We start from the raw sequence: 23,735 nt of genomic DNA, 5'->3' as shown, positions 1-23,735 counted from the left end.
GATGCTAGTCGCCGGAAGCGCGGGAGAAGAGGGTGGCGACGGCGCCGAGGTGATCTTTGAACGCCGAAGGGCTCTCGACCTGGAAGGGTGCGCCGATGGCGGCGAGGATCAGGACGGGCCAGTCGAAGGTGTCGACGTTCATCGTCAGACGGCAGGACGTCTCGTCGATCGCTTCGAGCGCGCCACCGAGGTACCGCACCGCCGATTCGACCCGGTCCTTCGGCGCGTCGACCCGGACGACCAAGGTGTGGGTGGTCGGCCTGGCCTTGATCCGCGCCTCGACGAACTTGACCGCGTCGCCGCCGGGGATCTCGCGCGGCCGGTAGCGCGCGCCGGTCGTGCGAGGATCGCTGAGCCTGTCGACGCGGAACGTGCGCCAATCCACCCGGTCGAGGTCCCACGCCACCAGATACCAGCGCCGTCCGAGCGAGACGAGCCGATGCGGCTCGACCAGCCGCGCGGACTCCTCGCCGCCGCGTGCCGCGTAGTCGAACTTCAGCCGCTCGTCGTCCCGGCACGCCTGAGCGATCACCGTCAGGCTGGCCGCGTTGACCCGGGGGCCGGTGACGGCCGCCGGCGTCGTGTACGCCTGGAGCGCGTCGACACGTCTGCGCAGCCGGGGCGGCATCACCTGGACGACCTTCGTCAGCGCCCGGACCGAGGTCTCCTCGATGCCTTCCACCGAACCGCTCGCCGCCGTCCGCAGGCCGACCGCGATCGCCACGGCCTCCTCGTCGTCCAGCAGCAACGGCGGCATGACCGTGCCCGATCGCAGCTGATAGCCGCCCGCGACGCCGCGGCTCGCGTTGACCGGATAACCCAGCTCGCGCAGCCGCTCGACGTCGCGCCGCAGCGTCCGCTCGCTCACCTCGAGTTTGTCGCTCAGTTCGGTCCCCGGCCAGAAGCGGTGTGTCTGCAGCAGCGACAGCAGCCGCAGCATCCGCGCACTCGTATTCGCCATGAATCCAGGTTCGCTCCGATTCCGGTCAGAAAGTGGCCGGAATTGACTTTAGCGTTGGTCCCATGACGATGACACTGGACACCCCGAGCGGTGTGACCACGGAAAACGTGGAGAAGTCCTACCGCTGGCGCTGGCCCGCGCTGTTCGTGATCCTGACCGGCTCGGTGATGGAACTGCTCGACATGACGGTCACGAGCATCGCCGGACCGGTCATGCGGGAGTCGCTCGGTGGCGGCACGGCGATGATCCAGTGGCTCGGTGTCGCCTACACCCTCGCGATGGTGTCCGGCCTGCTCACCGGCGGGCGGCTCGGCGACATCTTCGGCCGCAAGCGCATGTTCCTCATCGGTGCGATCGGTTTCGTCGTCGGCTCGCTGTTCTGCGCGATCGCGGTGAACCCGGAAATGATCATCACCGCGCGGGTCGTGCAGGGCCTGTTCGGCGCCGCGATGGTCCCGCAGGGCCTCGGCATGATGAAGGAGATGTTCACCGGGAAGGAGCTTCAGTCCGCGTTCGGCATGTTCGGCCCGGTGATGGGGCTCGCCGCGGTCGGTGGCCCGATCCTCGCGGGCTGGCTGGTCGACGCCGATTTCTTCGGCACCGGCTGGCGGATGATCTTCCTGATCAACCTCCCGATCGGCGCGCTGGCCGTGCTCGCCGCGCTGAAGTTCCTCCCCGAATCCCGGCCCGGCGGTTCGCTCACCCTCGACATCCCCGGTGCGCTGCTCGCCACGACCGGCGCGCTGCTGATCGTCTTCCCGCTGGTGCAGGGCCGCGAGTACGGCTGGCCGCTGTGGACGTTCGCGATGATGGCCGCCGCGGTCGTGGTGTTCGGGGTCTTCGCGTGGTTCGAGAAGCGCAAGAGCGGCCGCGGCGGTGATCCGCTGGTGGAGCCGAGCCTGTTCCGCAAGCGCAGCTTCCTCGCCGGGATGGCGACCGGGACGATCTACTTCGCCGCGTTCTCCGGCTTCGGCCTCGTCTTCACGCTGTACCTGCAGCTCGGGTTGGGATTCTCCCCGCTGAAGGCGGGGCTGACCGGGGTGCCGATGTCGCTGGGGATGATCGTCGGGATGGGCCTGGTGCAGGCGGTGCGCAAGCACGGCCGCAAGGTGCTGCACACCGGTGCGCTCATCATGACCGCCGGCGTGGTCGCGTTGCTGCTGCTCCTCGGCCCCGAGACGGGTCCGTGGCAGATCGCGCCCGCGTTGCTGGTGGTCGGGATCGGCTCCGGCCTGATCATGGGGCCGTACTTCGAGATCGCGCTGTCCGGAGTGGAACCGTCCGAGGCCGGATCGGCGTCAGGCGCGTTGACGTCGCTCCAGCAGGTCGGTGGCGCGCTGGGGCTGGCGTTGCTGGGCACGGTGTTCTTCGACGCCGGGACCGCGGATCCGACCGGCGCTGCCCAGCGGACGTTCTGGGTGGTCGCGGTGATGGTGATGCTCACGTTCGCGGTCGGGTTCCTCCTGCCGAAGCGGATTCGCGACGTAGAGTCGGCCGGGTAGGCGATCGAGCTGGGAGGCCGCGTGGCTGGGACCGGGTACTTCACATCCGTCGAAGACGTGACGGCGAAGCTCGCCGACACCGGCTACCTGGCCTCCGCGGCCGTTGCCACCACGGTGTTCCTCGCGGACGCCCTCGGCAAGCCGTTGCTGATCGAGGGCCCCGCGGGGGTGGGCAAGACCGAGCTGGCGAAGGCGGTCGCGCAGGCCAGCGGCTCCCGGCTCGTGCGGTTGCAGTGCTACGAAGGCGTCGACGAGTCGCGGGCGCTGTACGAGTGGAACCACGCGAAGCAGCTTCTCCGGATCACGGCCGGTAAGGACGAGACCTGGGACGAAGCCCGCAACGACATCTTCGGTGAAGAGTTCCTGTTGGCCAGGCCGCTGCTGACGGCGATCAAGGGCGACGAACCGACCGTCCTGCTCATCGACGAGACCGACAAGGCCGACGTCGAGATCGAGGGGCTGCTGCTGGAGGTGCTCGGCGACTTCCAGATCACCGTCCCGGAACTCGGCACGATCACCGCCGGGCGCAAGCCGTTCGTGGTGCTGACCTCCAACGCGACCCGCGAGCTTTCCGAGGCGCTGCGACGGCGTTGCCTGTTCCTGCACATCGATTTCCCCGACGCGGCACTGGAACAGCGCATCGTGCGGCTCAAGGTGCCGGGCGTCGACGACGCGCTCGCCGCGTCCGTCGTCAAGGTGATCACCGGGCTGCGGGCGATGGAACTGCGGAAGGCGCCGTCGGTCGCCGAAACCATCGACTGGGCCCGCACTCTGCTGGCGCTCGGCGCGGACAGTCTCGGCGAGGACGTCGTCCGCGCGAGTCTCGGCGTCATCCTCAAACACCAGGACGACGTCGTGAAGGCGGAAGCGCGGCTGGAACTCGGCAAGGTCCTCGACTCGTGAGCGGTGTGCCGGGCAGACTCGTCGAGTTCGTGGAAGCGTTGCGGGAGCACGGGATCCCGGTGGGTCCCAGTGAGACGGTCGACGCCGCCGCGGCACTGGAAGTACTGGGCCTGGCCTCCCGTGAGCAGATGCGCGAAGGGCTCGCGGCGGCGCTGGTCCGGCGCGGCGGCCAGCGCGCGGTGTTCGACGCGACGTTCGACATCTACTTCCCGCTCGGCGTCGGCGCGCCCTCGCAGGACCCCGTCGAAGACCTGGCCGCGTTGCGGGACCGGCTCGCCTCGGCGCTCGCGGCCAACGACCAAACCGAACTGACGCAACTGGCCGGGCTCGCCGTCGACATGCTGGGGGAGTACGGCGGTACGGCGGGCACCGGCGGGTGGTCGGCGCACCAGACCCTGGAACGGCTTCAGCCGCAGACGCTCGTGGTCCGCGTGCTCGAAGCGATCCGCGCGGGAGCTTCGGACGATTTCACCGACAGACTGGACCGCGACGACGTCCGGCGTCGGGTCGAGGGTTTCCGTGGGCTGGTGCGGACCGAAGCTCGCCGCCGAGTGGCGGAAGTCCGTGGCAGGGAACGGGTTTCGCGGCACGCCGTCCCGCCGGCGGCCGACCGCGTCGACTTCCTGCTCGCCAGCCGCGCGCAACTCGCCGAACTCCGCCGCGTCGTCCAGCCGTTGTCGCGCAAACTCGCCACCCGGCTTGCCTCCCGGCGACGGCGGCACGCGCGCGGGCAGATCGACCTGCGCCGGACGCTGCGGCGCTCGCTGTCCACCGGTGGCGTCCCGATGCGGCCGTCGTACCGGCGGCATCGGCCGGGGAGGCCGGAAATCGTGCTGCTGTGCGACATGTCGGGCTCGGTGGCCGGATTCGCGAACTTCACCATGCTGCTGGTGCAGGCCTTGCGCGACCAGTTCAGCAAGGTGCGGGTGTTCGCGTTCATCGACGCGTGCGACGAGATCACCCATCTCGTCGACACCGGTGCCGCCGATCCGGAGGACCTCGGCGCGCGCATCCTCGCCGACGCGGAACTGACCCGCTGGGACGGGCACAGCGACTACGGGCACGCGCTCGGCGAGTTCGCCGAGCGCTACTCGGACGCCGTGGGGCCCAGGACATCCCTGCTCATCCTCGGGGACGCCAGGACCAACGGCGGCGACCCGAACCTGGAGGCGGTGCGCGGAATGGCCGCCGCCGCGAGGCATACGTACTGGCTCAATCCCGAGCGGACCGCGCTGTGGTCCACCGGGGACTCCGAAGCGCACGCGTACGCCCAGGTCGTCGAAATGCACGAATGCCGGAACGTGCACCAGTTGACGCGGCTGGTGGCTCGTCTGGTCTCGTGAGTGGTAAGGACGGTTAGAACCGTCCTTACCACTCACGAGGTTCAGGGTTTGAGCGCGGCCTTGCCGTAGGCGTCGGCGTTGCTGAACACTTCCTGCCCGTACGCGGTGGAGTTGTTGTAGGTCAGCACCGCGGTCCACCAGCCGGCGGGGTCTCCGAGGTCGCCGCCCCGCGCGCACATGTACCGCGCGGTCGTCATGGCCGCGTCGTCGATGTTCTGTGGGTCCGGCGCGGCGCCGTCGCCGCTCGCGCGGACGCCGTACCGCTTCCAGGTGGCGGGCAGGAACTGCATCGGCCCGACCGCGCGATCCCACTTCGGATCGCCGTCGAGGGCGCCCTTGTCCGTGTCGACGATCGCCAGCACGCCGGGGGAGCCGTCGAGCGGGATGCCGATGATCGGCGGCGTCACGACACCGTCCTCACCGGCGCGGGAACCGTCGTGCCGGGCGTGCTGGGACTCGGTCCGGCCGATCCCGGCGATGGTCGCCCAGGTGATTTCGCAGCGTGGAGTGGTCTTCGCGGTCTTTTCGGCGGCGTTCACGTAGGCCCGCAGCGCGCGCGAGGGGATGTCCGTATTCTCCGCCACCTTCGCGATCCAGGCGTCCTTCGCGGGCTCCGCGGGCAGCGATCCGGCTTCGCCAGGGATTGCCGACCGGGGGGCGGGTTTGAGCGCGGGGACGACGAATTCCGGTTTCACCGGAACCGGCTCGCGGTCGGTGAGGCTCACCACGACCCAGACGGCGGCGGCCACCAAGGCGCCCACGACCAGGAGCGCGAGCATCACGCAGCCACGCGGGCCGCGTTTCCTGGGCGGCTGTTCCCACTGGTCCATGAGGTCCAGTGCCGAAGGGGACGAAGCGGTCACCCGCTCCACGGTACGTGACGATTGTGGAGAACTTGTGTGGCCCGCCGTCCGGGTGACCCGGCCCACCTCCGCATTTCGTCCTCTGAATGCGGTCCTTGCGCGTGCAACTACCGCAAGTAGAGGACTGAACGCGGGGTGCGATCGCCCCCTTTGACCGGTTGACAGCGCTTCGGTCGGATGGTGAGACTAGTCCGCGTTAGGAAGGTTTCTTAACGAGGGCTCGCCGCGCCCCCTGCTTCACGGAACGCAACGACGCTTCTGAAGGAGGCACAAAGTGGTACGCCCAAGATGGCGGGCGGCGCTGGTCACGGTGCTCGCGACCGCCTCGGTCCCGATCTCCGCCCAGGCCGTTTCCGCGGCTCCAGTCCGCTACGAAGCCGAGAACGCGACGATCTCGCGCGGCGTGGTCGAATCCAACCACACGGGCTTCACCGGATCCGGCTTCGTCAACTACGACAACGTCACCGGTAGCTACGTCGAGTACACCGTCAACGCGGCGCAGGCCGGACAGCACACGCTGACCTTCCGCTACGCCAACGGCACCACCGCCAACCGCCCGCTCGACATCACGGTCAACGGCTCGATCGCCGTCGACGACCTCGGGTTCGCCGGCACCGGCGCGTGGACGACCTGGCGCACCGTCACCACGACGGTGAACCTCGCCGCGGGCGCCAACAAGATCCGCACCACCGCCGTCACGGCGAACGGCGGCCCCAACGCGGACTCGCTGTCGGTCGAGGCCGGCGGCGGTTCCGACGACACCGAAGCGCCGTCGGCGCCGGGCTCGCCCACCACGTCGAACGTGAGCTGTGGCAGCGTGACCCTGACCTGGCAGGCGTCGTCCGACAACGTCGGCGTCGCCGGGTACCGCGTCCTGCGGAACGGGCAAACCGTTGCCACGACGGCGAATCCGCCCGCGACGGTGACCGGTCTCGCCGCGTCGACGGCCTACTCGTTCACGGTGGTCGCCTACGACGCGGCGGGGAACACGTCCGCGCCGAGCGCCACCGTCTCCGCCACCACGCCGGCGTGCGGTACCGGGACACCGGTGTCCATCAACGGAAAGCTCCACGTGTGCGGTGTCAAACTGTGCAACCAGTACGGCAAGCCCATCCAGCTGAGGGGGATGAGCACGCACGGGATCCAGTGGTACAGCCAATGCGTGAAGACCGCCTCGCTGGACGCGCTGGCCAACGACTGGAAGGCCGACATCCTGCGCGTCGCCATGTACATCCAGGACGACGGCTACGAGAGCAACCCGCGCAAGTTCACCGACATGATGCACAACTACATCGAAGAGGCGACGAAACGCGGCATGTACGTCCTCGTCGACTGGCATCAGCTCGACCCGGGCGACCCGAACGCGAACACACATCTCGCGAAGACGTTCTTCACCGAGATCGCCCAGCGGCACAAGGACAAGGTCAACATCATCTACGACGTCGCGAACGAACCGAACGGCGTCAGCTGGGCGGACGTGAAGCGGTACGCCGAAGAGGTCATCCCGGTGATCCGCGCCCAGGACCCGGACAGCGTCGTGTTCCTCGGCACGCACGGCTGGTCGACCTTCGGCATCTCCGACCAGCGCGACGAGACCGACATCCTGAACAACCCGGTCAACGCCACCAACATCATGTACACGTTCCACTTCTACGCGGCGTCGCACCAGGACGAGCACTACGACGCCCTGGCGCGGACGGCCGACCGGCTCCCGGTGTTCGTCACGGAATTCGGCACCCAGACCTACACGGGCGACGGCGGGAACGACTTCACGTACTCGCAGAAGTACCTGGATCTGCTGGCCGCCAAGAAGATCGGCTGGACGAACTGGAACTTCTCCGACGACTTCCGCTCCGGTGCCGTGTTCAAGACCGGAACCTGCGCCGGGAACTCCTTCACCGGCACTTCGATGCTGAAGCCCGCCGGTGTCTGGGTGCGGGACCGCATCCGCACGCCGGACGACTTCCCGACCGGCTGATCCCCTCGCGTTTCGTCCTCTGGATGCGGTACTTGCACGCGCAAGGACCGCATCCAGAGGACTAATTGCGTCAGGAGAGCCAGGCGTCGATCTCTTGGTGGATCGAACGTTTGAGTTCGGCGGGTGCGAAGGACGCGTCGACGGACGCCCTGGCGAGGCCCGCGAGCGCGAGGTCGTCGTAGGCGAACGCTTCGCGAGTGCGCAGGAACTCGTCGGTCAGCGTCGTCCCGGTGACCGAAGGGACATCGGTGCTGAGCGTGACCACGAGCCCGGCGTCGACCAGCCGGGGGAGCGGGTGCTCCTCGAACGAGGGAACCAGCCCGAGCGTCACGTTCGACGACGGGCAGACCTCCAGCGCGATACCGCGTTCCCGCACCTCGGCGACCAGCGCGACGTCCTCCAGGATCCGGATGCCGTGGCCGATCCGTTCGCTGTGGCCGACCTCCAAGGCCTCGCGGATGCTCGCCGGGCCGGCGTCCTCGCCCGCGTGGTGGATCAGGTGCAGCCCCGCCTCTTCGGCCTCGTCGCAGATCCCGGCGAACGGCGCGAGCGGGTACTTCTCCTCCCCGGCGAGCCCGATCGCGAACACCCCGTCCGGCGCGTACCGGCGTGCCAGGTCGAGGGTGAGCCGGGCACGTTCGACCGACCGGCGGCGCGAGTGGTCCAGCAGCACCCGCCAGTGGAGCCCGTATTCGGCCGCCCCCACCGAGAGTCCTTTGAGGACGGACGCCAGCGGCATGTCCGGCTCTCCCAGCCGTTCGCCGTGCGAAGCCGCCGTGAAGGTGACCTCGGCGTAGCGGACGCCGTCCGCGACCTGGTCTTCGCAGAACTCGCGCGCCACCCGTTCGAAGTCCTCGGACCTCCGCAGGCAGGACCGCAGCAGCCCGTTGTAGTCACCGAACGCACGGAAGCCATCGAACACGGGTTGTTCCGCGGGTACCGCGACGCCGTTCGCCTCGCCGAGGTCACGGAGCGTGTCCGGCCGGATGGTGCTTTCCAGGTGGACGTGCAGATGCGCCTTGGGCAGCAGAGAAAGATCCCGCATGAGCACCAAGTTAGTGGTCACGGCCCTCGTCTCGCGCCCGGTTTTCCGGCGGCCGGATATCCGAAATGAGTGATTCGGCTCGCCGCGGGGAACCCTCGGGGCACCACCGGACGTTGAGCAGGACACCAGACGACCCCGAGGAAAGGGACCACAGTGCCTCTACTGCGGAAGTTGACCGCCCTGGCCGGCACCGCCGGGGCCGTGCGCGCCTACGTGCGGAAGAACCCCGAGAAGGTCTCCAAAGTCGTGAACAAGGCCGCGACCTTCGTCGACCACAAGACCAAGGGCAAGTACCACAGCCAGATCGACGGCGCGGTGCGCAAGGTCGACGGGATGACCGGGCGGCCGCGACGCCCCTACCAGCCCTAAGCTTCAGCGAGCGTCTCGAGGATCTGCTCGCCGTATTTGGCGAGCTTGTTCTCGCCGACGCCGCTGACGGTACCCAGCTCCTGCAGCGTGGTGGGCCGTTTGGTGGCGATCTGGCGCAGGGTCGCGTCGTGGAAGATCACGTACGCGGGCACTCCCTGCTCCTTCGCCGCCGCGGCCCGCCACGACCGCAGCATCTCGAACACCGGCGCCGCCTCGGCGGGCATGTCGGCGGCCGCGGCCTTCTTCGCGCTGGACCGGGCCGCCGCCTTCGCCACCCGCTCCGGCTCGCGCCGCAGCTGGACCTTCCGCTCCCCGTTCAGCACCTCGGCACTGCCCTCGGTCAGCACGAGCGAGCCGTAGTCGCCCTCGACCGCCGCGAGCCCCTGCGCCAGCAGTTGCCGCACCACGGCCCGCCACTCGGGCTCCTTCAGCTCCGTGCCGATCCCGAAGACCTTCAGGGAATCGTGCCGGTGCTGGGTCACCTTCGGCGTCGACTTGCCGAGCAGGATGTCGATGATCTGCCCCGCGCCGAACTTCTGGCGCCGCTCGTTCTGCAGCCGGACGATGGTCGACAGGATCTTCTGCGCCGGGATCGTGCCGTCCCAGGTCTCCGGCGGCGCCAGGCAGGTGTCGCAGTTGCCGCAGGGCTCGCTCCGCTGCCCGAAATAGTTCAGCACCTGCACACGACGGCATTCGACCGTCTCGCACAGCGCCAGCATCGCGTTGAGGTGGGCGCTCAGCTGCCGCTTGTGCGCCTCGGACCCCTCCGACATGTCGATCATCTTGCGCTGCTGGACGACATCCTGGAGGCCGTACGCCAGCCACGCCGTCGACGGCAGCCCGTCACGGCCCGCGCGGCCGGTCTCCTGGTAGTAGCCCTCGACGGACTTCGGCAGGTCCAGATGCGCGACGAACCGTACGTCGGGCTTGTCGATGCCCATGCCGAACGCGATCGTCGCGACGACGATCAGCCCGTCCTCGCGCAGAAACCGCGACTGGTGCTTCGCGCGGGTCCGCGCGTCCAGCCCGGCGTGATACGGCACCGCCGGAATCCCGTTCTCCACCAGGAAATCCGCGGTCTTCTCGACCGAGTTCCGCGACAGGCAGTAGACGATCCCCGCGTCACCCTTGTGCTCGGTGCGCAGCAGCTCCAGCAGCTGCCGCTGCGGCGAGTTCTTGCCGACGATCCGGTACTGGATGTTCGGCCGGTCGAAGCTCGCGACGAAATGCCGCGCGTCCTCCAGATTGAGCCGGGACGCGATCTCGGCGTGCGTCGCCTTGGTGGCGGTGGCGGTGAGCGCGATCCTCGGCACGTCCGGCCAGCGCTCGTGCACCGCGGACAGCATCAGGTAGTCGGGGCGGAAGTCGTGACCCCACTGGGAGACGCAGTGCGCCTCGTCGATCGCGAACAGCGAGATCTTGCCGCGGTCGAGCAGCCGCACCGTCGACTCCACCGAGAGCCGCTCGGGTGCCAGGTACAGCAGGTCCAGCTCGCCGGCGACGAACGCGGCCTCGACCCTGTTCCGCTCGGCGTAGTCCTGCGTCGAGTTGAGGAAACCCGCGCGGACGCCGAGGTTGCGCAGCGCGTCGACCTGGTCCTGCATCAGCGCGATCAAGGGGGAGATCACCACGCCGACGCCCGGCCGCACCAGCGCCGGGATCTGGTAACACAGCGACTTGCCGCCGCCGGTGGGCATGAGGACGAGCGCGTCACCGCCTGCGATGACGTGTTCGACGATGGCGTGCTGGTCGCCGCGGAAGTCGTCGTAGCCGAAGACGCGGTTCAGCGTTTCGAGGGCTTCCGAGGTACCGATGTCGGGGACTGCCACCCGGACGATTCTAGGGGCGGGGTCCGACAGTCGACGCGCCCGCGCACCTCAGCGCGGGAACTCCCAGTCCAGCGCCCGGTTTCCGGTGACGACCGGCCGGTAGCCGCCGTCGACGGGCCCGCCGGTCTCGAGCGCGGTCGCGGTCTGCTCCAGCAGTTCGGTCAGGGTCGCGGGCCGGTGATCGAAGCTCACCGAACCCTCGTGGTTCCAGTCGCCGAGCCGCCCGGTTCCGGTGCGCTGGTCGAGGAACAGCCCGTCACCACCGCCGTCGACGGCGACGGGCACGAATCGCCCGTGCCACCACGAGCCGACGCTGTCGTCCCACCCGCCCGAGATCAGCACGTCGCACATGACCTTCGCTTGGCTCGCGATGGTTTCGGTGGAAGCGAGGTGGTGGAACGGGGGCAGGGCGAAGCTATCGCCGATGCCCGAAACGCCGTCGTGCCGCAGTAGGAAGGCGACGAGTTCGGCGGGCAAGGGGATGCCGGTCTCCCGTTGTGCCTGGGCGATCCGTGCGAGCGTCGCGGGCGGGCGGAGGCTCGCCGCCGTCGTCGGCGCGTGGGCCTTGAGCCACCGCTCGACGCGCTCCCAGGCGGCGTTCACCCGGCGGGTGGTCGCCTCGGGGACCGGATCGAGCGCGGCCGGGCCCTGTCCCAGGCGGCAGCCGCTGTCGACGGTGAGCGTCGGCCGGGTCGTGGGCGCGGGCGCGGCGGTCGAGTAGGACGGCGTACGTGGTGTCGTCGGCGGGGCCGCCGGGTACCACTGCGCTCCCTTGTCTCGCCCGCCACGCACCGTGACCGCGAAAACGAGCCCCAGCACGATGACGACACTCGCTACGGCGATCACGACGGCACGCCCCCACCCCTTGCGCATGGGGGCGACCCTAGTCGCCGTCTTCGGCGGCCTTCCGGCGTTCACGGCGGCCGCGCGCGATCTCGGTGGCGAGCGCGTCGAGCGGACCGGTCCAGAACCGCCGGTACTGGTCCAGCCAGCCGTCGATCTCCTTGAGCGGGCCCGGATCGACCGAGTACAGCCGTCGCGCGCCCTCGGCGCGGACAGTGGTGAAGCCGTTCTCGCGCAGGACGCGCAGATGCTGGGAGACCGCGGGTTGCGAGATCCCGAACTCGGCGCGGACCACCGCGGTCACGTCGCCGGAACTCTGCTCCCCGCCCGCCAGCAGTTCCAGGATCCGGCGGCGCACCGGATCCCCGAGGACGTCGAACGCGTGCATCCGGCAACTATCACGGCGTGGGCTTATATAAGTCAAGGTTGTAAGGCAGGGGTCACCTTGCGGTGGCATCGTGGGCGGGGACGCAGGAAGGGGATTCGATGAAACTGGCCGAAGTGGTGGCCGACGGGTTCGGCCGCGTCCAAGAAGTCGTGCACGACGCCGTCGAGGGGTTGAGCGCCGACCAGCTGACCGCGAGCCCGGCGCCGGGCGCGAACACGATCGCCTGGCTGGTCTGGCATCTGACCCGGGTGCAGGACGATCACGTCGCCGACCTGATGGGTACCGAGCAGATCTGGACCGCGCAGGACTGGATGGGCCGCTTCTCGCTGCCTTTCCCGGCGTCGGACATCGGTTACGGGCATCGCCCCGAGGACGTGGAGGCCGTTCGTGCCGGCTCCGCCGACCTGCTGACCGGCTACTACGACGCGGTGCACGAAGCGACGACGGCATGGGCCGCCGGACTCGGCGAAGCCGACCTCGACCGTATCGTCGACGAGGCCTGGGATCCGCCCGTCACTCTCGGGGTTCGCCTGGTCAGCGTGCTTTCCGAGGACCTCCAGCACGCCGGGCAGGCGGCGTACGTCCGAGGGCTCGTACTCCGCGATACGTAGGCGAGGTGCCGCTCCGCGACGGACGACGGGAACGCCGCCCGCGGAAACACTGGTCGCATGAGTACTTCCACAGTGCGGCGACCGCCGATGACGCTCACCCCGCGGTGGCGGAAACTCGTCCTCGTCGTCCATGTCGTTTCGTCACTCGGCTGGCTCGGGATCACCATGGTGAACGCGGTCCTGACCATCACCTCCGTGTTCACCGACGACCCCCGCCGCCAGCACGCGGCCATCCTGATGATGGAGCAGATCGGCGGCTATCTCCTGCTGCCGGTCAGCATGGCCGCCCTGGTCAGCGGGGTCGTGCTCAGCCTCGGCACGAAATGGGGCCTGATCCGGTACAAGTGGGTCGCGATCAAACTGGTCCTGACCCTGATCGCCACCGGGCTGACGCTGTTCTCGCTGCTGCCGGGCATCCGGGAACTGGCGGCCGCCGCAGAGTCCACTTTGGACGGTGTGTTCGTGGAGGCGGGACGGCGCGTGGACGGGTTCTACCCGATCATCGTGTCCACGACGATGTACGTGACCATGACCGTGCTGTCGGTGTACAAGCCGGGCGGCAAGACCCCGTACGGACGCCGGGTGACCGCCACGCGGGTTCGTGACCGGCAGCCCGCTTAGAACTCCTCGAGGGCTTCGTCGATCCGCTCGGCTTCGGCGCGCAGATCGTCCAAGACGGTCTGCGCGGCTGCGGTCTCCCCGTTCGCCGTCTCTTCCTCGAGTTCGGCGTCGGCGAGCCGCCGCCGGAGGTCGTTCGCCCTCTCCGTGGCCTTTTCCGCCCGGCGTTCGGCGCGGGCCACGTCGATCTCGGCCTGTTTGCAGGCCTTCGCGAGCTCGGCGGCCTCGCGCCGAAGCCGGTTGAACTCCGCCACCCGCTTCTGTTCGCGTTCGGCCTCCTCGCGGGCCTTGTCGATCCGCTCCTGCTCGGCCTTCTCGGCGGCTTGCCGCTTCGCCTTCCGCCGATCGTCCAAATGCGACACGGTGGCGGGTTTCTCCCGCTCCGGCGCGGGCTTCCGCTTCGGTTGCGGGGTGAACCCGCTGGTCAGCCACTGGTCGCCCGTGCTGTCCGCCCCGCTGCTCAGCCGCCCGGCGAGTGCGAGCGCCGCGACCTCGGGATCGGCCACGACGGCTTCGAGGGTGGCTTCGACCTCACGGGCGACCGGCTCGCTCATCGAACGTTCGTCCCGCAGGATCCGGTTCACCAGCTCCTGCCGCCGCCGGGCGAGTTTGCGCAGGTCCTCGCCTGCCAGCGCCGAATGCGCCTTGCGCAGATCGTCACCGAGCCTGGCCAGTTCCGCCAGCTCAGGGGAGCCGGCCCGGCGGTTGAGGATCGAGGCCGCGAGCGTGGGCTTCCGCAGGGCGCGGATGCGCTCGGCCAAGGCGGGGTCCCCCGCTGCCTTGGCCTCTTTCGCCCGTTGGTTGCGCACCGACACGAACTCGGCCGGATCGCCGGCGTAGAGCTCGTCCGCGACCTCGTCGAAGTCCATCGCCCTCCGCAGGGTCAGTGGCCGGTCAAGGCCGGATCGGGTGGCCATGCTGCCGTACACCTCCGATGATGATCCCACGAGATTCCGGAGCTTTCACCTTTTCGGAGCTATTCGGCCGCCTAGCGGATCGGGCGTTTCGGCGGCACCCGCCGGACCGGTGAATCCGGATTGCCCGGAGCCGGTCGGACCAAGGCAAGATCGGCACTTTGGAGGTGGCTTCCTCCCGATGGCGGAACAACGATGGGATCAGGGGAAGCCATCGGCCGCTGGAGGCACCGAATGTCCGTCACCGAACACGTTCCCGTCTCACCGCAGGCGGGTTTCCTCGGTTCCGGACCGTATCCGGAACACCGATGGCGGGTGGTCCTCTGGTCCGTCCTGGCGGGATTCGCGCTGACCGTGGTCTGGTCGGCGCCCTTTGTGGACAGTGTGATCGGTGACAGCGTCGCCGACACCCTGCTGGGACACGACGCCAAGGCGACCCCGATCGGCGGAGTGCTGGCCGGAACGTTCTTCGCGTTCGTCTCGGGGCTGGCCGGAACGTTCACCGCGTGCAACATCGCCGCTTTCGGCGCCGTCGCCCCGCTCGTCGGCGGACGAACCACCGGGCGGCCGAAGTTCACGGACACACTGAAGCCACTGGGCTGGATCGCCGCGGGAATGCTGACGGTTTCCGTGGTGTACGGCGTCATCGTCGCGCTGGTCGGCACACGGATGCCGCAGTTCTCGACGGCTTCGTCATCCGGTGGGCTCACCCCGCGGAACATCCAGTCGATGATCGTCTACGGCGTGATCGGGATCGTGTTCATCGTGCTGGGCCTGGCTTCCGTCGGTATCGTCCGCAACCCGATCGCCGGGCTCACCCGCCGGTTCCCGCACACGCCGCTCGTGCTGATGGGCGCGCTCATCGGCGGTTTCCTGATCGGCAGGCCGTTCCCGCTGTTCCGGATGATGTTCCGCAGCGCGGCCGAAAGCCACAACGTGTTCTACGGCGCCGCTGCCTTCGCCCTGCAGTCGGTCGGCAACATCCTGGTGATGGCGCTGTTGTTCCTTCTGCTCACGCACGGCACGGGCGGGCGGCTGCAGCGATGGATGCTCGCGAAGCCCACCAGGATCGCCGTGGTGACCGGTGCCGCGTTGCTGGTCGCCGGCACGTTCACGCTGCTGTACTGGGATCTGCGCGTGCTGGGCCGGACGGGCGTCATCTGGTACCCGACGATCAAGTGGTGAAGAGCCGGGCCAGTACCTGCTCCACCGAATCCTGAAGGCACCTCGCCGCGTCCTCCCGGCCGGCGAGGTGTTTCAGCAGGCCTTGCTGGAACAGGCCGTCGAAGAGCGCATACGTCGTCGACGGGGAGAAATCCGTCGGCTTGCCCAGTAGTTCCGCGTATCGGGAGACGACCCGCCAGATCATCAGTTCGAGGGTCTCGTCGATGGCGAGAACGTCGGCCTGGAAAAGCTTCTCGAACAGGCTCTGGTTGCGCAGGTCGTACCAGAGCCGGTGCAGCCGCGCGTTTTCCCGCAGCGTGGCCGCCGTCGCGGCACCGAAGGCCGTTCTCAGTTCTTCGGCCGTTTCCGCGGTTTCGACTATCCGGTCGTACCGGGTGACGCATTCGGCCTTGTACTGCTTGACGCAGTAGGTGATCAGCTCGGCCTTGTCACGGAAGTAGTAGTGCAGGACCCCGTGGGAGAACTCGGAGTTCTGCGCGATCTCCCGAAGGCTCGTACGCGCGTAGCCCAGCTCGGACAACGTGACCAGCGCCGACCTCGCCAGCTGCGCACGCCGTTGGCCGAACCTGTCCACCGTGCGGGTCTCGTCCCCGCTGCGGCCCGCCACGTCGGTCACAGTTCCCGGTTCCCGTCGCCTCGGGTGCCCGCCGTCCGCGAGCACGTCGTCGGATTCTAGCCCGGGAAAGGGTTTTCTTGCGCTCGACAGAATTACTCGAGCCACTCGGTGATGAAGTGGTCGCTCTCGTGGATGTGGACGGCTTCGTAGATTTCCGGCCCGATCACGGCGAACTTGTGCGGGGTCTCCGCGGGCACGACCAGGACGTCACCCGCCCCTCCTTCGCGTTCGGTGTCCCCGATGGTGAACCTGGCCCGGCCGCGGATGACGACGAACGTCTCGCGGTACGGGTGCTGGTGCAGCCTCGGTCCGGAACCGTCGACGTCGGTCCGCTCGCGGATGATCGAGACTCCGGAGCCGATGTCGCGGCCTTCGACATTTCCCAGGGTTTCGATGGTCATTCCGCCACTGTAGCCCTGGTCACGGGTGCCGTGGCCTACTCGCCGCGGTCGACGACGAATGCCGAAAGGCCGACGAGCAGCGCCCTGGCGGGCCGGTCGGGGAGGCTGAGCGCGAGGTCCCTCGCCTTGGCGGCGTATCCGTGCGCTTCGGCGAGTGCGCGCACGACACCGGCGGATTCGCGCAGGAGCCCGAGCGCCTCTTGGCGGACCACCGGATCGGAAACCGGTCCGTGACCGATGATCTCGCGCAAGCGAGCGGCCCCGGGCCCCTCGTCGTCGACCGCGTGGAGCATCGGCAAGGTGACGACGCCTTCACGGAGGTCCGTGCCCGCGGACTTGCCGAGGTCGGTGGTGGACGCGGAGATGTCGAGGACGTCGTCGGAGATCTGGAACGCCACCCCGATCAGTTCGCCGTATTGGCCCAACGTTTCGATGGTCCGCTCATCCGCGCCCGACACCTGTGCGCCGAGCCTGCCCGCCATCGCGATCAATGACGCGGACTTGTCGGCCATCACCTGGATGTGGTGTTCGTATGGCGCGTGACGGCCACAGTCCTCGAACGGCCCGGTCGTCTCGAGGAACTGGCCGCGCACGAGCCTGCCGAACGTCTTCGCCTGCGACCGCAACGCGTAGTCGCCGAGGCCGGCGCCGACCCGTGCCGCGCAGGCGAGCACGTAGTCTCCGATCAGGACGGCTTTCTTGTTGCCCCACAAGGAGTTCGCACTGGTGACCCCGTGCCGCATCGGCGCCTCGTCCATGACGTCGTCGTGATAGAGCGTCGCGACGTGCACGAGTTCGACGAGGGCGGCCGCCGAGATCGCGTCGCCTCGCCCGTCGCCGAACGCCGCCGCGGCCAACGCCATCAACGGACGCAACCTCTTCCCACCCGCGCGGACGAGGTGGGTGGCGGCTTCGGTGAGTTCCGGATGACCGGGGCTGCGCAACACCTCCTGAAGTCTCTCTTCGACCCGGGCGAGCCCGGTGCGGAGTTCGGCGGCGAACTCCACGTGCCGCTCGACGGCCGGGTCCAGGCCGAGTTCCGTGACGATCGTGGTCGTGTTCACGACCTCCAGCATCCGAGCCGGAGGTTCGCGGCCGCATGGCGCCCGGGAGGGAGATCGCTCCCTCCCGAGAGGGAAACCGCTGGGTCAGAAGGGCGGCTCCGGGTTTCCTGCGGGCACCGGCGTTCGCTCCCAGGCCCCGTCCGACGGTGTGCCGCCCGAACTCCGGCCCGCCTTGTTCACCTTCGCCGTGGCATACCGCAGCGACGGGCCGATCTCGTCGACGTCGAGCTCCACCACCGTGCGCTTCTCGCCTTCCTTGGTTTCGAACGATCGCTGTTTCAGCCTGCCCTGCACGATGACCCTCGTCCCTCTGGTGAGGGATTCGGCCAGGTTCTCCGCGGCCTGCTTCCACAGTGCGCAGCGCAGGAACAGCGGGTCTCCGTCGCGCCATTCCCCGCTCGCGCGGTCCAGGACGCGTGGTGTCGACGCGACCGTGAAGTTCGCGACCGCCGCTCCGGACGGGGTGAACTTCAGCTCCGGGTCGGTCGTCAGGTTGCCGATCACCGTGAGCACCGTTTCTCCGGCCATGGGGCTTTCCTCCTCGGGTCCGCGCGCGGACCCGGCCGGGCCCGCTGTCGCCTGTGAAGAGGAGACCACCGGGGTACGACAGTTTCCGGCGTCCCGCGGCGCCCGGATGTCATGAAAGGGTCGTTCAAGACGAAAAGTGTCCTGAACGACCCTTTCATGACAGCCGGGCGGCCACGACCCGGTCCACAGTGACCGTCGCATGTGGACTGAACATCGCGCCGTACCGGAGGACGGCGGCGCCGTCGCTCACGCCGAGCAGGTCGATGGAGAGGTCGTTGTAGGTGACGGTGCTGTCCGGCCCGAGCGTGGCCGTGAAGTCGAGACCGTTGGCCGACGCCTCGCACCTCTTGCCGGTGCAGGTGCCGCCGCTCCGGGAGCCGATGCCGCGGGCGACCAGGACGACTGTGCTCTCCTCGACGGATCGGACGGTCAGGGACTCGACCCTCGTCTCCTCGGGAAAGGTCATCCTGCCGCCCGGCGGTGCGCCGACCTCGCAGACGCCGTCGGAGCAGGCAGCGAGGTCGCCGCCGTCCGCGGGCTTCGGCGGCTCGGGTGAGTCCGAACCGCAGCCCGCCACGAAAGCGAGCGCTGCCAGAGCCGGCAAAAGGCGTCGGAGCATGCCAGGAGCGTAGGGAAGCCCGGCCGGGACGGGTCCCGGCATCAGCCTTCGAGCGCTCGCCGGAAGTGATCGGCGAGTTCGAGTCCCGCGGCCTCTTCGCGGGTGTACCAGGTGAAAGCGTCGTGTTCCCCGGGATCGAGCACGACCTCGCCCGCGGTCTCTTCGGAGAGCGCGTACACCGTGGCGTGGATCCGCATCGGCCTGCCCGCGACGTCGTCCCAGCTGTGGGTGCCGCGTTCGCCGGTCACGTGGACGGCCAGCCCGGTCTCCTCGGCGAACTCGCGGACCACGGTCTCGTCGGGCCGCTCGCCCGGCTCGACGGTCCCGCCCGGCAATTCCCAGCGGCCGCCCAGGAAGGACCCCGGCCGCCGCCGGATGAACAGGATCTTCCCGTCGCGGATGAGCCTGCCGTAGGCCAAGTACTTGTCCGTCACGAGCGCATCTTCCCGTACCTGAGATGCGCCCTTGATTGAGGACCGAAACTGTCCGCAATGCCTCGTAACGTGGGCTTCATGGAAAACACCGAGATCCGCCCCTTCCGCCTCGACATCCCGAAGGAGCAGCTGGATGAGCTGCACGCGAAGCTCGACAGCGCGCGCTGGCCCGCTCCGCTTCCCGGCGACGGCTGGGACACCGGAGTGCCGGTGGCGTGGCTGCGCGGACTCGCCGAATACTGGCGCGACGGCTACGACTGGCGTGCCGCCGAACGGGAGATCAACCGCCATCCGCAGTTCACCACGGTCATCGACGGCCAGCGGATCCACTTCCTGCACGTCCGCTCGACCGAAGCCGGCGCGACACCGCTGATCCTCACGCACGGCTGGCCGGGTTCGGTGGTGGAGTTCCTCGACGTCATCGGCCCGCTCACGGATCCGAAGGCGTACGGCGACGACCCGGCGGACGCGTTCCACGTCGTGATCCCGTCGCTGCCCGGTTTCGGTTTTTCGGGCCCTGTCTCGGATTCCGGCTGGACCATGCCGCGGATCGGCCGGGCATGGGCGGAACTGATGCGACGGCTCGGGTACGAACGCTACGGCGTGCAGGGCGGCGACCTCGGCGCTTCCGTGTCGCCGGAGGTGGCCAGGTCCGCGCCGGACAAGGTGATCGGCGTGCACGTCAACGGCGGGTTGACCCCGATGCCGCCGATGTCCATGCCGGAGGAGGAACTCGCCTCGCTCACCGACGTCGAACGCGATCGCGTCAAGCGGATCGGGGCCTTCATGCAGGAGGAGTTCGGCTACATCGCGATCCAGTCGACGCGGCCGCAGACGCTCGGCTACGGACTCGTGGACTCCCCGGTCGCGCAGCTGGCCTGGATCATGGACAAGTTCCGTGAGTGGACGCATCCGCGCCCGACGTTGCCGGAAGAGATCATCGGCAAGGACCGGTTGCTGACCAACGTGATGTTCACCTGGCTCACCGGCACGGCGGCTTCGTCCGCGTACGTCGGCTACGCGCAGGCGGAAACCTGGGGAGCCGTCGAGAAGAACTCCGGCGTGCCGACGGCGGCGCTGATCTTCGCGCACGACGTCGGGATCCGGCGGTACGCCGAGGACGCCCACACGATCGTGCGGTGGACCGACGTCGATCGCGGCGGGCACTTCGCGGCGTTGGAAGAGCCCGAGATCCTGGTCGCGGACGTGCGGGAGTTCTTCCGGTCCCTCAACTGACGAGGACGGCCGTCTCCCCGAGGAAGCGGCCGTAATCGTCCACTTCGGACTCCAGGCCGGCGATGGCGGACCGCGGGAGTGTGGCGAAGGGCTCCACGACGACCTTCGTCAGCTTCGCGGTCCGCTTGGTGTGCCACGTTCCGGCTGTCCGGCCGTCGATCAGCACGGTCGGCGCGATCATCCCGCCGCCGGAGTTGACGCGTTTCGCCTCGGCCGGGTCGAGGAGCAGATCGCGGTCGCGGTAGCCCAGCAGGTACGTGTCGAAAGCGCCGAGCAGGCGCGGGGGGCACGGGGGAGCGGACAGCTCGGTCTCCGAGAGGGCGAAGCATTTGCCGGCGGGAACGAGGTCCAGCGCGGTGAAAGCCTTGCGGCAGAGGCCGATCGGGAGCCCGGACCAAGCGCTGAAGTCCTCGGCGGTCGCGACGCCATAGGCGGTCAGGTAGCGGTGGGCGAGTTCTGTATGCGGTTCGTCCGGCGTGCGGCTCTCGGTGACCCGTTCGTCGAGGAGCACGTACGTCGGCTTCGTCCCGGCGTCGTGGCCTCGGCACAGCAGTCCGCGGTTGGCCGCGTACGCCAGGAGATGGGCCGGTGCCTGAGATTTCGCGTCGAGCGCGATACCCTCGGCGGCCAGGCCGTCCAGGATCTCCCGCCGAGTGAGTGCCTTGCCCGGCAAGAGATCCTGGAGCTTCCCGAGCGCGCGTTCGCAGAGTTCGTCGGTGAGGTCCAGTTGCCTGCGCCGTCCCTGCCCCGCCTGGGCGTTGCGCGGGCCGAACAGCCGGTTCAGCCACCGGAGATCCGCCGTCGGCACGAGATGGAGCGTCTTGCGCATCAGCCAGGTGCGCGTGACCGCGTGGGACGCCTCGGTGTCCGGAGCGGTCAGACCCCGGCTCCGGGCCCGGATCGCGAGGCGGGCGGCGGGCGTCGACTGTGCCTGGACCGCGGCGACGGAGCCGACCACGGCGAGCACGTCCGTGGCCGGCGCGGTCAGCAATTGCGCGTGGGCGCGGACGGCACGGAGGTCGTCGTCGGATAGCGTCACCCGCTGACGATCCCACGGGCCTGCGCCGGCTCGGTGTCGCCTCCTGACCTGCGCAGGCACGCAGATATGCAGGAATGGCTCCCGGCACTGCTTCCGGCGGGGAAACCCCACCGTCCGGCGGCGCGCTGAATCGGGCTACGGTGGAGCCGTGACCCAGACCTCGTACCCGGCCGCCCTGCGGTGGCTGTTGTTGTGCGTGGTGGCACTGGGTCTGGTGGGTATGCACCACGTCGTCGCCGAGTCCGGCCACGACGCGGGGCACTCCGCCGTCGCGATGGCGGATCCGTGCTGCGCGGACACGTCTTCGCACGACGACGGTGGACACAGTGGACTGCACCTGTGTCTCGCGATACTCGCCGCGGCCGTGCTCCTGATCGTCTCCTGGCTGCTCATCCGGAATGGACGGACGGTGGCGACCTGGAAGTCGCGCCCGCGCGGCGGCTCGGCGTCGGGCCGTGATCCGCCGCGCTGGAGACCGGTACCCGAAAGATTGTCGCTTCTTTGCGTGTTGCGGGTGTGACAGGCGGGTTCGTCCCGCCCTGCCCGAAACCGATCAGAGGAAGAATCATGACCAGCAGGAAACTGGTCGGGGCCGCGCTCGCCGCCCTGGCCTCCTTCGCCGTGCTCACCGGCTGTGCCGGCTCCGACACCGCTTCCACCGGACACGGCATGTCCACGGTGAAGGCGCCGGATCCCCAGCAGGCCGGCCACAACCAGGCCGACGTCACGTTCGCGCAAGGGATGATCCCGCACCACGAACAGGCGCTCGCGATGGCGAAACTCGTCGACGGCCGCACCAAGAACGCGAAGGTCGTCGACCTCGCCGCGCGGATCCAGAAGGCGCAGGATCCGGAGATCCAGCAGCTGACCGGGTTGCTGAAAGGCTGGGGAGTCGCGCCGTCGGGCGAGCACTCCGGACACGGCTCGGCGTCCGGCATGATGACCGAGGACGATCTCGCGAAACTCGGCAAAGCCAAGGACGCCGCGTTCGACAAGCAGTGGCTCGAAATGATGGTCAAACATCACGAAGGTGCGCTCGAGATGGCTAAGACCGCCTTGCAGCAGGGCAGCAACGCCGAGGTGAAGGCGTTGGCGCAGAAGGTGATCGATGGTCAGCAGGCCGAGATCACCGAGATGCGCGCGCTGCTCGGCTGAGCCGGGTGCGGTGGCGCGGGCCGGGGTCATCCGGCTCGCGCCACCGCCGCCCGGAAGTGCGCGCACTGAGTGAAGTCGTCATGCTCGCACCCGAGCGCGCAGTCGACGATCGCGAGCGAGGCCTGCGCGGCCGCGATGCGTTGCTCGAGTTCTTTCTTGTGGCGCTTGAGGATCGCTTCGCGTTCGCTGGGTCTGCGGAACATCTCACGGATGCCATCGAGGCTCAGGTCCGCCTCCTTCGAGCGCAGGATGATCGCGATCCGGTAGAGGTCGTTGTCGTCGTACCGCCGCCGGTCGCCCGCCCGCGCCGGCTCGAGGAGGCCGACGGACTCCCAATGGCGCAAGACATGCGTGGCCAGGCCGAAGCGCTCCGCGACCTCGCCGACGCTCAAGGTGCTTGACCTCATGTCGACACTAAGCCGGACGATCTGCGGTATGTCCATGTTGCAGCGGCTCGACGCCGCCGAAGTCCTGCCGGGAGCCGCCGAACTTCGGGCCCGGACCTACGAACTGCTCCGGCTCGAACCTGGTTCCGCCGTGATCGACGTCGGCTGTGGTGCCGGGCCGGCCGTATCCGAGTTGTCGTCGCCGGGTTTCCGCGCTGTCGGTGTCGACCTTTCGCCACCCGATCGCGATTTCCTGATCGGGGACGCGTACGCCTTGCCGGTCGACGGTGGATTCGCGGGTTATCGGGCGGACAAGGTGTTCCATGAACTCGCGGAGCCCGAGGCCGCCCTCGCGGAGGGTCGGCGGGTTCTGGTCCCTGGTGGACGGATCGTGTTGTCCGGTCCCGACTGGGGAGGCGCTGGTGATCGATTCTTCATATCCGGCGGCTGCTCGACGCGAGCGGGTTTCGTGAGCTGCCGGTCGAGGGAGTGATCGGGTTCCTCGGTGGGGAGTCGTTCCTGCGCGGGCTGGTGGACGTTGCTGTCCGGGGCGGGGCGGGGCGGTTTCCTTGGCGGAAGGGGAGATTTGGCTGGCGGATCAGGCCGGTGATGTCGCCGTGCCGCAGTTCTTGGCTTCCGGGGTGGTGTGAGGTGATCGTCGCCGAGAAACGGCGACTGATGTCGTTATCAGGCGGCGGTGTTCTTCTCCAAGCACGCCGCCGACGTCACCATCCTCGTCCGCGGCCAGTCGCTCGAAGCGTCCACGTCCGCACCCGGACCACGGTGGTCGAGGCGCACGGCGACGATCACCTCGAACGGCTGACCCTGTGCGAGAACGGCGGCGCGACCGAGACCGTGCCCACCGGGCACCTGTTCATCTTCATCGGTGCGGCCCCGCGCACCGA

General features: G+C 68.8%; 27 protein-coding genes and 1 pseudogene. 13 read left to right on the top strand and 15 right to left on the bottom strand.

Annotated elements, in window-relative coordinates; translation table 11 throughout:
• Nucleotides 1-4 precede the first annotated feature (4 nt).
• Complete coding sequence (locus AC069I_RS31300) at nucleotides 5-961, bottom strand: helix-turn-helix transcriptional regulator (RefSeq protein WP_478267041.1); 957 nt, start codon at nucleotides 959-961, stop codon at nucleotides 5-7.
• 62 nt (nucleotides 962-1,023) lie between these two features.
• Between AC069I_RS31300 and AC069I_RS31295 the strand changes: the two genes are divergently transcribed.
• From AC069I_RS31295 to AC069I_RS31285, 3 genes are read left to right on the top strand one after another with little or no spacing between them, the layout of a single operon-like run.
• Nucleotides 1,024-2,463: an MFS transporter gene (locus tag AC069I_RS31295; protein ID WP_478227133.1), complete on the top strand. Its 1,440-nt coding sequence runs from the start codon at nucleotides 1,024-1,026 to the stop codon at nucleotides 2,461-2,463.
• A 21-nt stretch (nucleotides 2,464-2,484) separates the two neighbouring features.
• Entirely contained in the window at nucleotides 2,485-3,366 is an 882-nt protein-coding gene (locus tag AC069I_RS31290) for an AAA family ATPase (RefSeq protein ID WP_478227132.1), read from the top strand.
• Nucleotides 3,363-4,709, top strand: coding sequence for a vWA domain-containing protein (locus AC069I_RS31285; protein WP_478267040.1), 1,347 nt, complete (start codon nucleotides 3,363-3,365; stop codon nucleotides 4,707-4,709). Before AC069I_RS31290 ends, AC069I_RS31285 begins: the two co-directional genes overlap by 4 nt.
• A gap of 41 nt (nucleotides 4,710-4,750) precedes the next feature.
• Here the strand turns inward: AC069I_RS31285 and AC069I_RS31280 are convergent, their stop codons facing one another.
• Entirely contained in the window at nucleotides 4,751-5,572 is an 822-nt protein-coding gene (locus AC069I_RS31280) for a lytic transglycosylase domain-containing protein (RefSeq protein ID WP_478227130.1), read from the bottom strand.
• 274 nt (nucleotides 5,573-5,846) lie between these two features.
• Between AC069I_RS31280 and AC069I_RS31275 the strand changes: the two genes are divergently transcribed.
• Nucleotides 5,847-7,550, top strand: a complete 1,704-nt coding sequence (locus AC069I_RS31275) for a cellulase family glycosylhydrolase (RefSeq protein WP_478267039.1) — start codon at nucleotides 5,847-5,849, stop codon at nucleotides 7,548-7,550.
• 70 nt (nucleotides 7,551-7,620) lie between these two features.
• Here AC069I_RS31275 and add read toward each other — a convergent pair whose 3' ends face one another.
• Nucleotides 7,621-8,595 carry an adenosine deaminase gene (gene add, locus AC069I_RS31270; protein WP_478267038.1) on the bottom strand — a complete coding sequence of 325 codons (975 nt, stop codon included), beginning with the start codon at nucleotides 8,593-8,595 and terminating at the stop codon, nucleotides 7,621-7,623.
• Nucleotides 8,596-8,748: 153 nt separating this feature from the next.
• Between add and AC069I_RS31265 the strand changes: the two genes are divergently transcribed.
• Nucleotides 8,749-8,964, top strand: a complete 216-nt coding sequence (locus AC069I_RS31265; protein WP_340687748.1) for an antitoxin — start codon at nucleotides 8,749-8,751, stop codon at nucleotides 8,962-8,964.
• On the opposite strand, the gene recQ is transcribed toward AC069I_RS31265, so the two are convergent.
• From recQ to AC069I_RS31250, 3 genes are read right to left on the bottom strand one after another with little or no spacing between them, the layout of a single operon-like run.
• Nucleotides 8,961-10,793 carry a DNA helicase RecQ gene (gene recQ, locus AC069I_RS31260; RefSeq protein ID WP_478227127.1) on the bottom strand — a complete coding sequence of 611 codons (1,833 nt, stop codon included), beginning with the start codon at nucleotides 10,791-10,793 and terminating at the stop codon, nucleotides 8,961-8,963. The two genes, AC069I_RS31265 and recQ, sit on opposite strands and share 4 nt — an antisense overlap.
• Before the next feature lie 48 nt (nucleotides 10,794-10,841).
• Nucleotides 10,842-11,666, bottom strand: coding sequence for an SMI1/KNR4 family protein (locus tag AC069I_RS31255; protein ID WP_478227126.1), 825 nt, complete (start codon nucleotides 11,664-11,666; stop codon nucleotides 10,842-10,844).
• Between the two features lie 10 nt (nucleotides 11,667-11,676).
• Nucleotides 11,677-12,024 carry an ArsR/SmtB family transcription factor gene (locus tag AC069I_RS31250; protein ID WP_478227125.1) on the bottom strand — a complete coding sequence of 116 codons (348 nt, stop codon included), beginning with the start codon at nucleotides 12,022-12,024 and terminating at the stop codon, nucleotides 11,677-11,679.
• A gap of 98 nt (nucleotides 12,025-12,122) precedes the next feature.
• Here AC069I_RS31250 and AC069I_RS31245 point away from each other — a divergent pair, with 98 nt between their 5' ends.
• A complete protein-coding gene (locus AC069I_RS31245) occupies nucleotides 12,123-12,635 on the top strand; it encodes a mycothiol transferase (RefSeq protein WP_478227124.1) in 513 nt (170 codons plus the stop codon).
• Between the two features lie 57 nt (nucleotides 12,636-12,692).
• On the top strand, nucleotides 12,693-13,256 hold the full coding sequence (locus tag AC069I_RS31240; RefSeq protein WP_478227123.1) for a hypothetical protein: 564 nt from the start codon (nucleotides 12,693-12,695) through the stop codon (nucleotides 13,254-13,256).
• Here the strand turns inward: AC069I_RS31240 and AC069I_RS31235 are convergent.
• Nucleotides 13,253-14,122 (bottom strand): hypothetical protein, encoded by an 870-nt coding sequence (locus tag AC069I_RS31235; protein WP_478227282.1) that lies wholly within the window; start codon nucleotides 14,120-14,122, stop codon nucleotides 13,253-13,255. The two genes, AC069I_RS31240 and AC069I_RS31235, sit on opposite strands and share 4 nt — an antisense overlap.
• A gap of 279 nt (nucleotides 14,123-14,401) precedes the next feature.
• Here AC069I_RS31235 and AC069I_RS31230 point away from each other — a divergent pair, with 279 nt between their 5' ends.
• Nucleotides 14,402-15,352 carry a hypothetical protein gene (locus AC069I_RS31230; protein ID WP_478227122.1) on the top strand — a complete coding sequence of 317 codons (951 nt, stop codon included), beginning with the start codon at nucleotides 14,402-14,404 and terminating at the stop codon, nucleotides 15,350-15,352.
• On the opposite strand, the gene AC069I_RS31225 is transcribed toward AC069I_RS31230, so the two are convergent.
• From AC069I_RS31225 to AC069I_RS31200, 6 genes are all read right to left on the bottom strand, one after another.
• Entirely contained in the window at nucleotides 15,342-15,968 is a 627-nt protein-coding gene (locus tag AC069I_RS31225) for a TetR/AcrR family transcriptional regulator (protein WP_340688614.1), read from the bottom strand. The two genes, AC069I_RS31230 and AC069I_RS31225, sit on opposite strands and share 11 nt — an antisense overlap.
• 92 nt (nucleotides 15,969-16,060) lie before the next feature.
• A complete protein-coding gene (locus AC069I_RS31220) occupies nucleotides 16,061-16,369 on the bottom strand; it encodes a cupin domain-containing protein (RefSeq protein WP_478234616.1) in 309 nt (102 codons plus the stop codon).
• Nucleotides 16,370-16,404: 35 nt separating this feature from the next.
• On the bottom strand, nucleotides 16,405-17,433 hold the full coding sequence (locus AC069I_RS31215) for a polyprenyl synthetase family protein (protein WP_478234615.1): 1,029 nt from the start codon (nucleotides 17,431-17,433) through the stop codon (nucleotides 16,405-16,407).
• A gap of 84 nt (nucleotides 17,434-17,517) precedes the next feature.
• Entirely contained in the window at nucleotides 17,518-17,961 is a 444-nt protein-coding gene (locus tag AC069I_RS31210) for a single-stranded DNA-binding protein (protein WP_219150473.1), read from the bottom strand.
• A 154-nt stretch (nucleotides 17,962-18,115) separates the two neighbouring features.
• Nucleotides 18,116-18,580 (bottom strand): hypothetical protein, encoded by a 465-nt coding sequence (locus tag AC069I_RS31205; protein WP_478267037.1) that lies wholly within the window; start codon nucleotides 18,578-18,580, stop codon nucleotides 18,116-18,118.
• Nucleotides 18,581-18,621: 41 nt separating this feature from the next.
• Nucleotides 18,622-19,014: an NUDIX hydrolase gene (locus AC069I_RS31200; RefSeq protein WP_340687758.1), complete on the bottom strand. Its 393-nt coding sequence runs from the start codon at nucleotides 19,012-19,014 to the stop codon at nucleotides 18,622-18,624.
• Between the two features lie 78 nt (nucleotides 19,015-19,092).
• On the opposite strand from AC069I_RS31200, the gene AC069I_RS31195 reads away from it, so the two are divergent.
• Nucleotides 19,093-20,250 (top strand): epoxide hydrolase family protein, encoded by a 1,158-nt coding sequence (locus tag AC069I_RS31195; RefSeq protein WP_478267036.1) that lies wholly within the window; start codon nucleotides 19,093-19,095, stop codon nucleotides 20,248-20,250.
• Here the strand turns inward: AC069I_RS31195 and AC069I_RS31190 are convergent.
• Nucleotides 20,243-21,289, bottom strand: a complete 1,047-nt coding sequence (locus tag AC069I_RS31190; RefSeq protein ID WP_478267035.1) for a winged helix DNA-binding domain-containing protein — start codon at nucleotides 21,287-21,289, stop codon at nucleotides 20,243-20,245. The genes AC069I_RS31195 and AC069I_RS31190 overlap by 8 nt on opposite strands.
• A gap of 148 nt (nucleotides 21,290-21,437) precedes the next feature.
• Between AC069I_RS31190 and AC069I_RS31185 the strand changes: the two genes are divergently transcribed.
• A complete protein-coding gene (locus AC069I_RS31185; protein ID WP_340687761.1) occupies nucleotides 21,438-21,809 on the top strand; it encodes a DUF6153 family protein in 372 nt (123 codons plus the stop codon).
• 47 nt (nucleotides 21,810-21,856) lie between these two features.
• Nucleotides 21,857-22,444, top strand: a complete 588-nt coding sequence (locus AC069I_RS31180; protein WP_478230846.1) for a DUF305 domain-containing protein — start codon at nucleotides 21,857-21,859, stop codon at nucleotides 22,442-22,444.
• Nucleotides 22,445-22,470: 26 nt separating this feature from the next.
• Here the strand turns inward: AC069I_RS31180 and AC069I_RS31175 are convergent, their stop codons facing one another.
• Nucleotides 22,471-22,836 (bottom strand): helix-turn-helix domain-containing protein, encoded by a 366-nt coding sequence (locus tag AC069I_RS31175; protein WP_478230847.1) that lies wholly within the window; start codon nucleotides 22,834-22,836, stop codon nucleotides 22,471-22,473.
• Nucleotides 22,837-22,879: 43 nt separating this feature from the next.
• Here AC069I_RS31175 and AC069I_RS31170 point away from each other — a divergent pair, with 43 nt between their 5' ends.
• On the top strand, nucleotides 22,880-23,323 hold the full coding sequence (locus AC069I_RS31170; RefSeq protein WP_478230848.1) for a methyltransferase domain-containing protein: 444 nt from the start codon (nucleotides 22,880-22,882) through the stop codon (nucleotides 23,321-23,323).
• A 195-nt stretch (nucleotides 23,324-23,518) separates the two neighbouring features.
• Nucleotides 23,519-23,735, top strand: a pseudogene (locus tag AC069I_RS31165) (fused response regulator/thioredoxin-disulfide reductase); the annotation flags it as partial.

This window comes from Amycolatopsis sp. NPDC043885, from assembly GCF_056435685.1.
This window is presented reverse-complemented; position numbering and strand designations above follow the sequence as displayed.

Bases quoted from the DNA above. Each gene is read 5' to 3' on its own strand.
- AC069I_RS31300 (WP_478267041.1), bottom strand. From the start codon at position 961: ATGGCGAATACGAGTGCGCGGATGCTGCGGCTGCTGTCGCTGCTGCAG.
- AC069I_RS31295 (WP_478227133.1), top strand. From the start codon at position 1,024: ATGACGATGACACTGGACACCCCGAGCGGTGTGACCACGGAAAACGTG.
- add (WP_478267038.1), bottom strand. From the start codon at position 8,595: ATGCGGGATCTTTCTCTGCTGCCCAAGGCGCATCTGCACGTCCACCTG.
- AC069I_RS31255 (WP_478227126.1), bottom strand. From the start codon at position 11,666: ATGCGCAAGGGGTGGGGGCGTGCCGTCGTGATCGCCGTAGCGAGTGTC.
- AC069I_RS31250 (WP_478227125.1), bottom strand. From the start codon at position 12,024: ATGCACGCGTTCGACGTCCTCGGGGATCCGGTGCGCCGCCGGATCCTG.
- AC069I_RS31245 (WP_478227124.1), top strand. From the start codon at position 12,123: ATGAAACTGGCCGAAGTGGTGGCCGACGGGTTCGGCCGCGTCCAAGAA.
- AC069I_RS31240 (WP_478227123.1), top strand. From the start codon at position 12,693: ATGAGTACTTCCACAGTGCGGCGACCGCCGATGACGCTCACCCCGCGG.
- AC069I_RS31235 (WP_478227282.1), bottom strand. From the start codon at position 14,122: ATGGACTTCGACGAGGTCGCGGACGAGCTCTACGCCGGCGATCCGGCC.
- AC069I_RS31230 (WP_478227122.1), top strand. From the start codon at position 14,402: ATGTCCGTCACCGAACACGTTCCCGTCTCACCGCAGGCGGGTTTCCTC.
- AC069I_RS31220 (WP_478234616.1), bottom strand. From the start codon at position 16,369: ATGACCATCGAAACCCTGGGAAATGTCGAAGGCCGCGACATCGGCTCC.
- AC069I_RS31210 (WP_219150473.1), bottom strand. From the start codon at position 17,961: ATGGCCGGAGAAACGGTGCTCACGGTGATCGGCAACCTGACGACCGAC.
- AC069I_RS31205 (WP_478267037.1), bottom strand. From the start codon at position 18,580: ATGCTCCGACGCCTTTTGCCGGCTCTGGCAGCGCTCGCTTTCGTGGCG.
- AC069I_RS31195 (WP_478267036.1), top strand. From the start codon at position 19,093: ATGGAAAACACCGAGATCCGCCCCTTCCGCCTCGACATCCCGAAGGAG.
- AC069I_RS31180 (WP_478230846.1), top strand. From the start codon at position 21,857: ATGACCAGCAGGAAACTGGTCGGGGCCGCGCTCGCCGCCCTGGCCTCC.
- AC069I_RS31170 (WP_478230848.1), top strand. From the start codon at position 22,880: ATGTCCATGTTGCAGCGGCTCGACGCCGCCGAAGTCCTGCCGGGAGCC.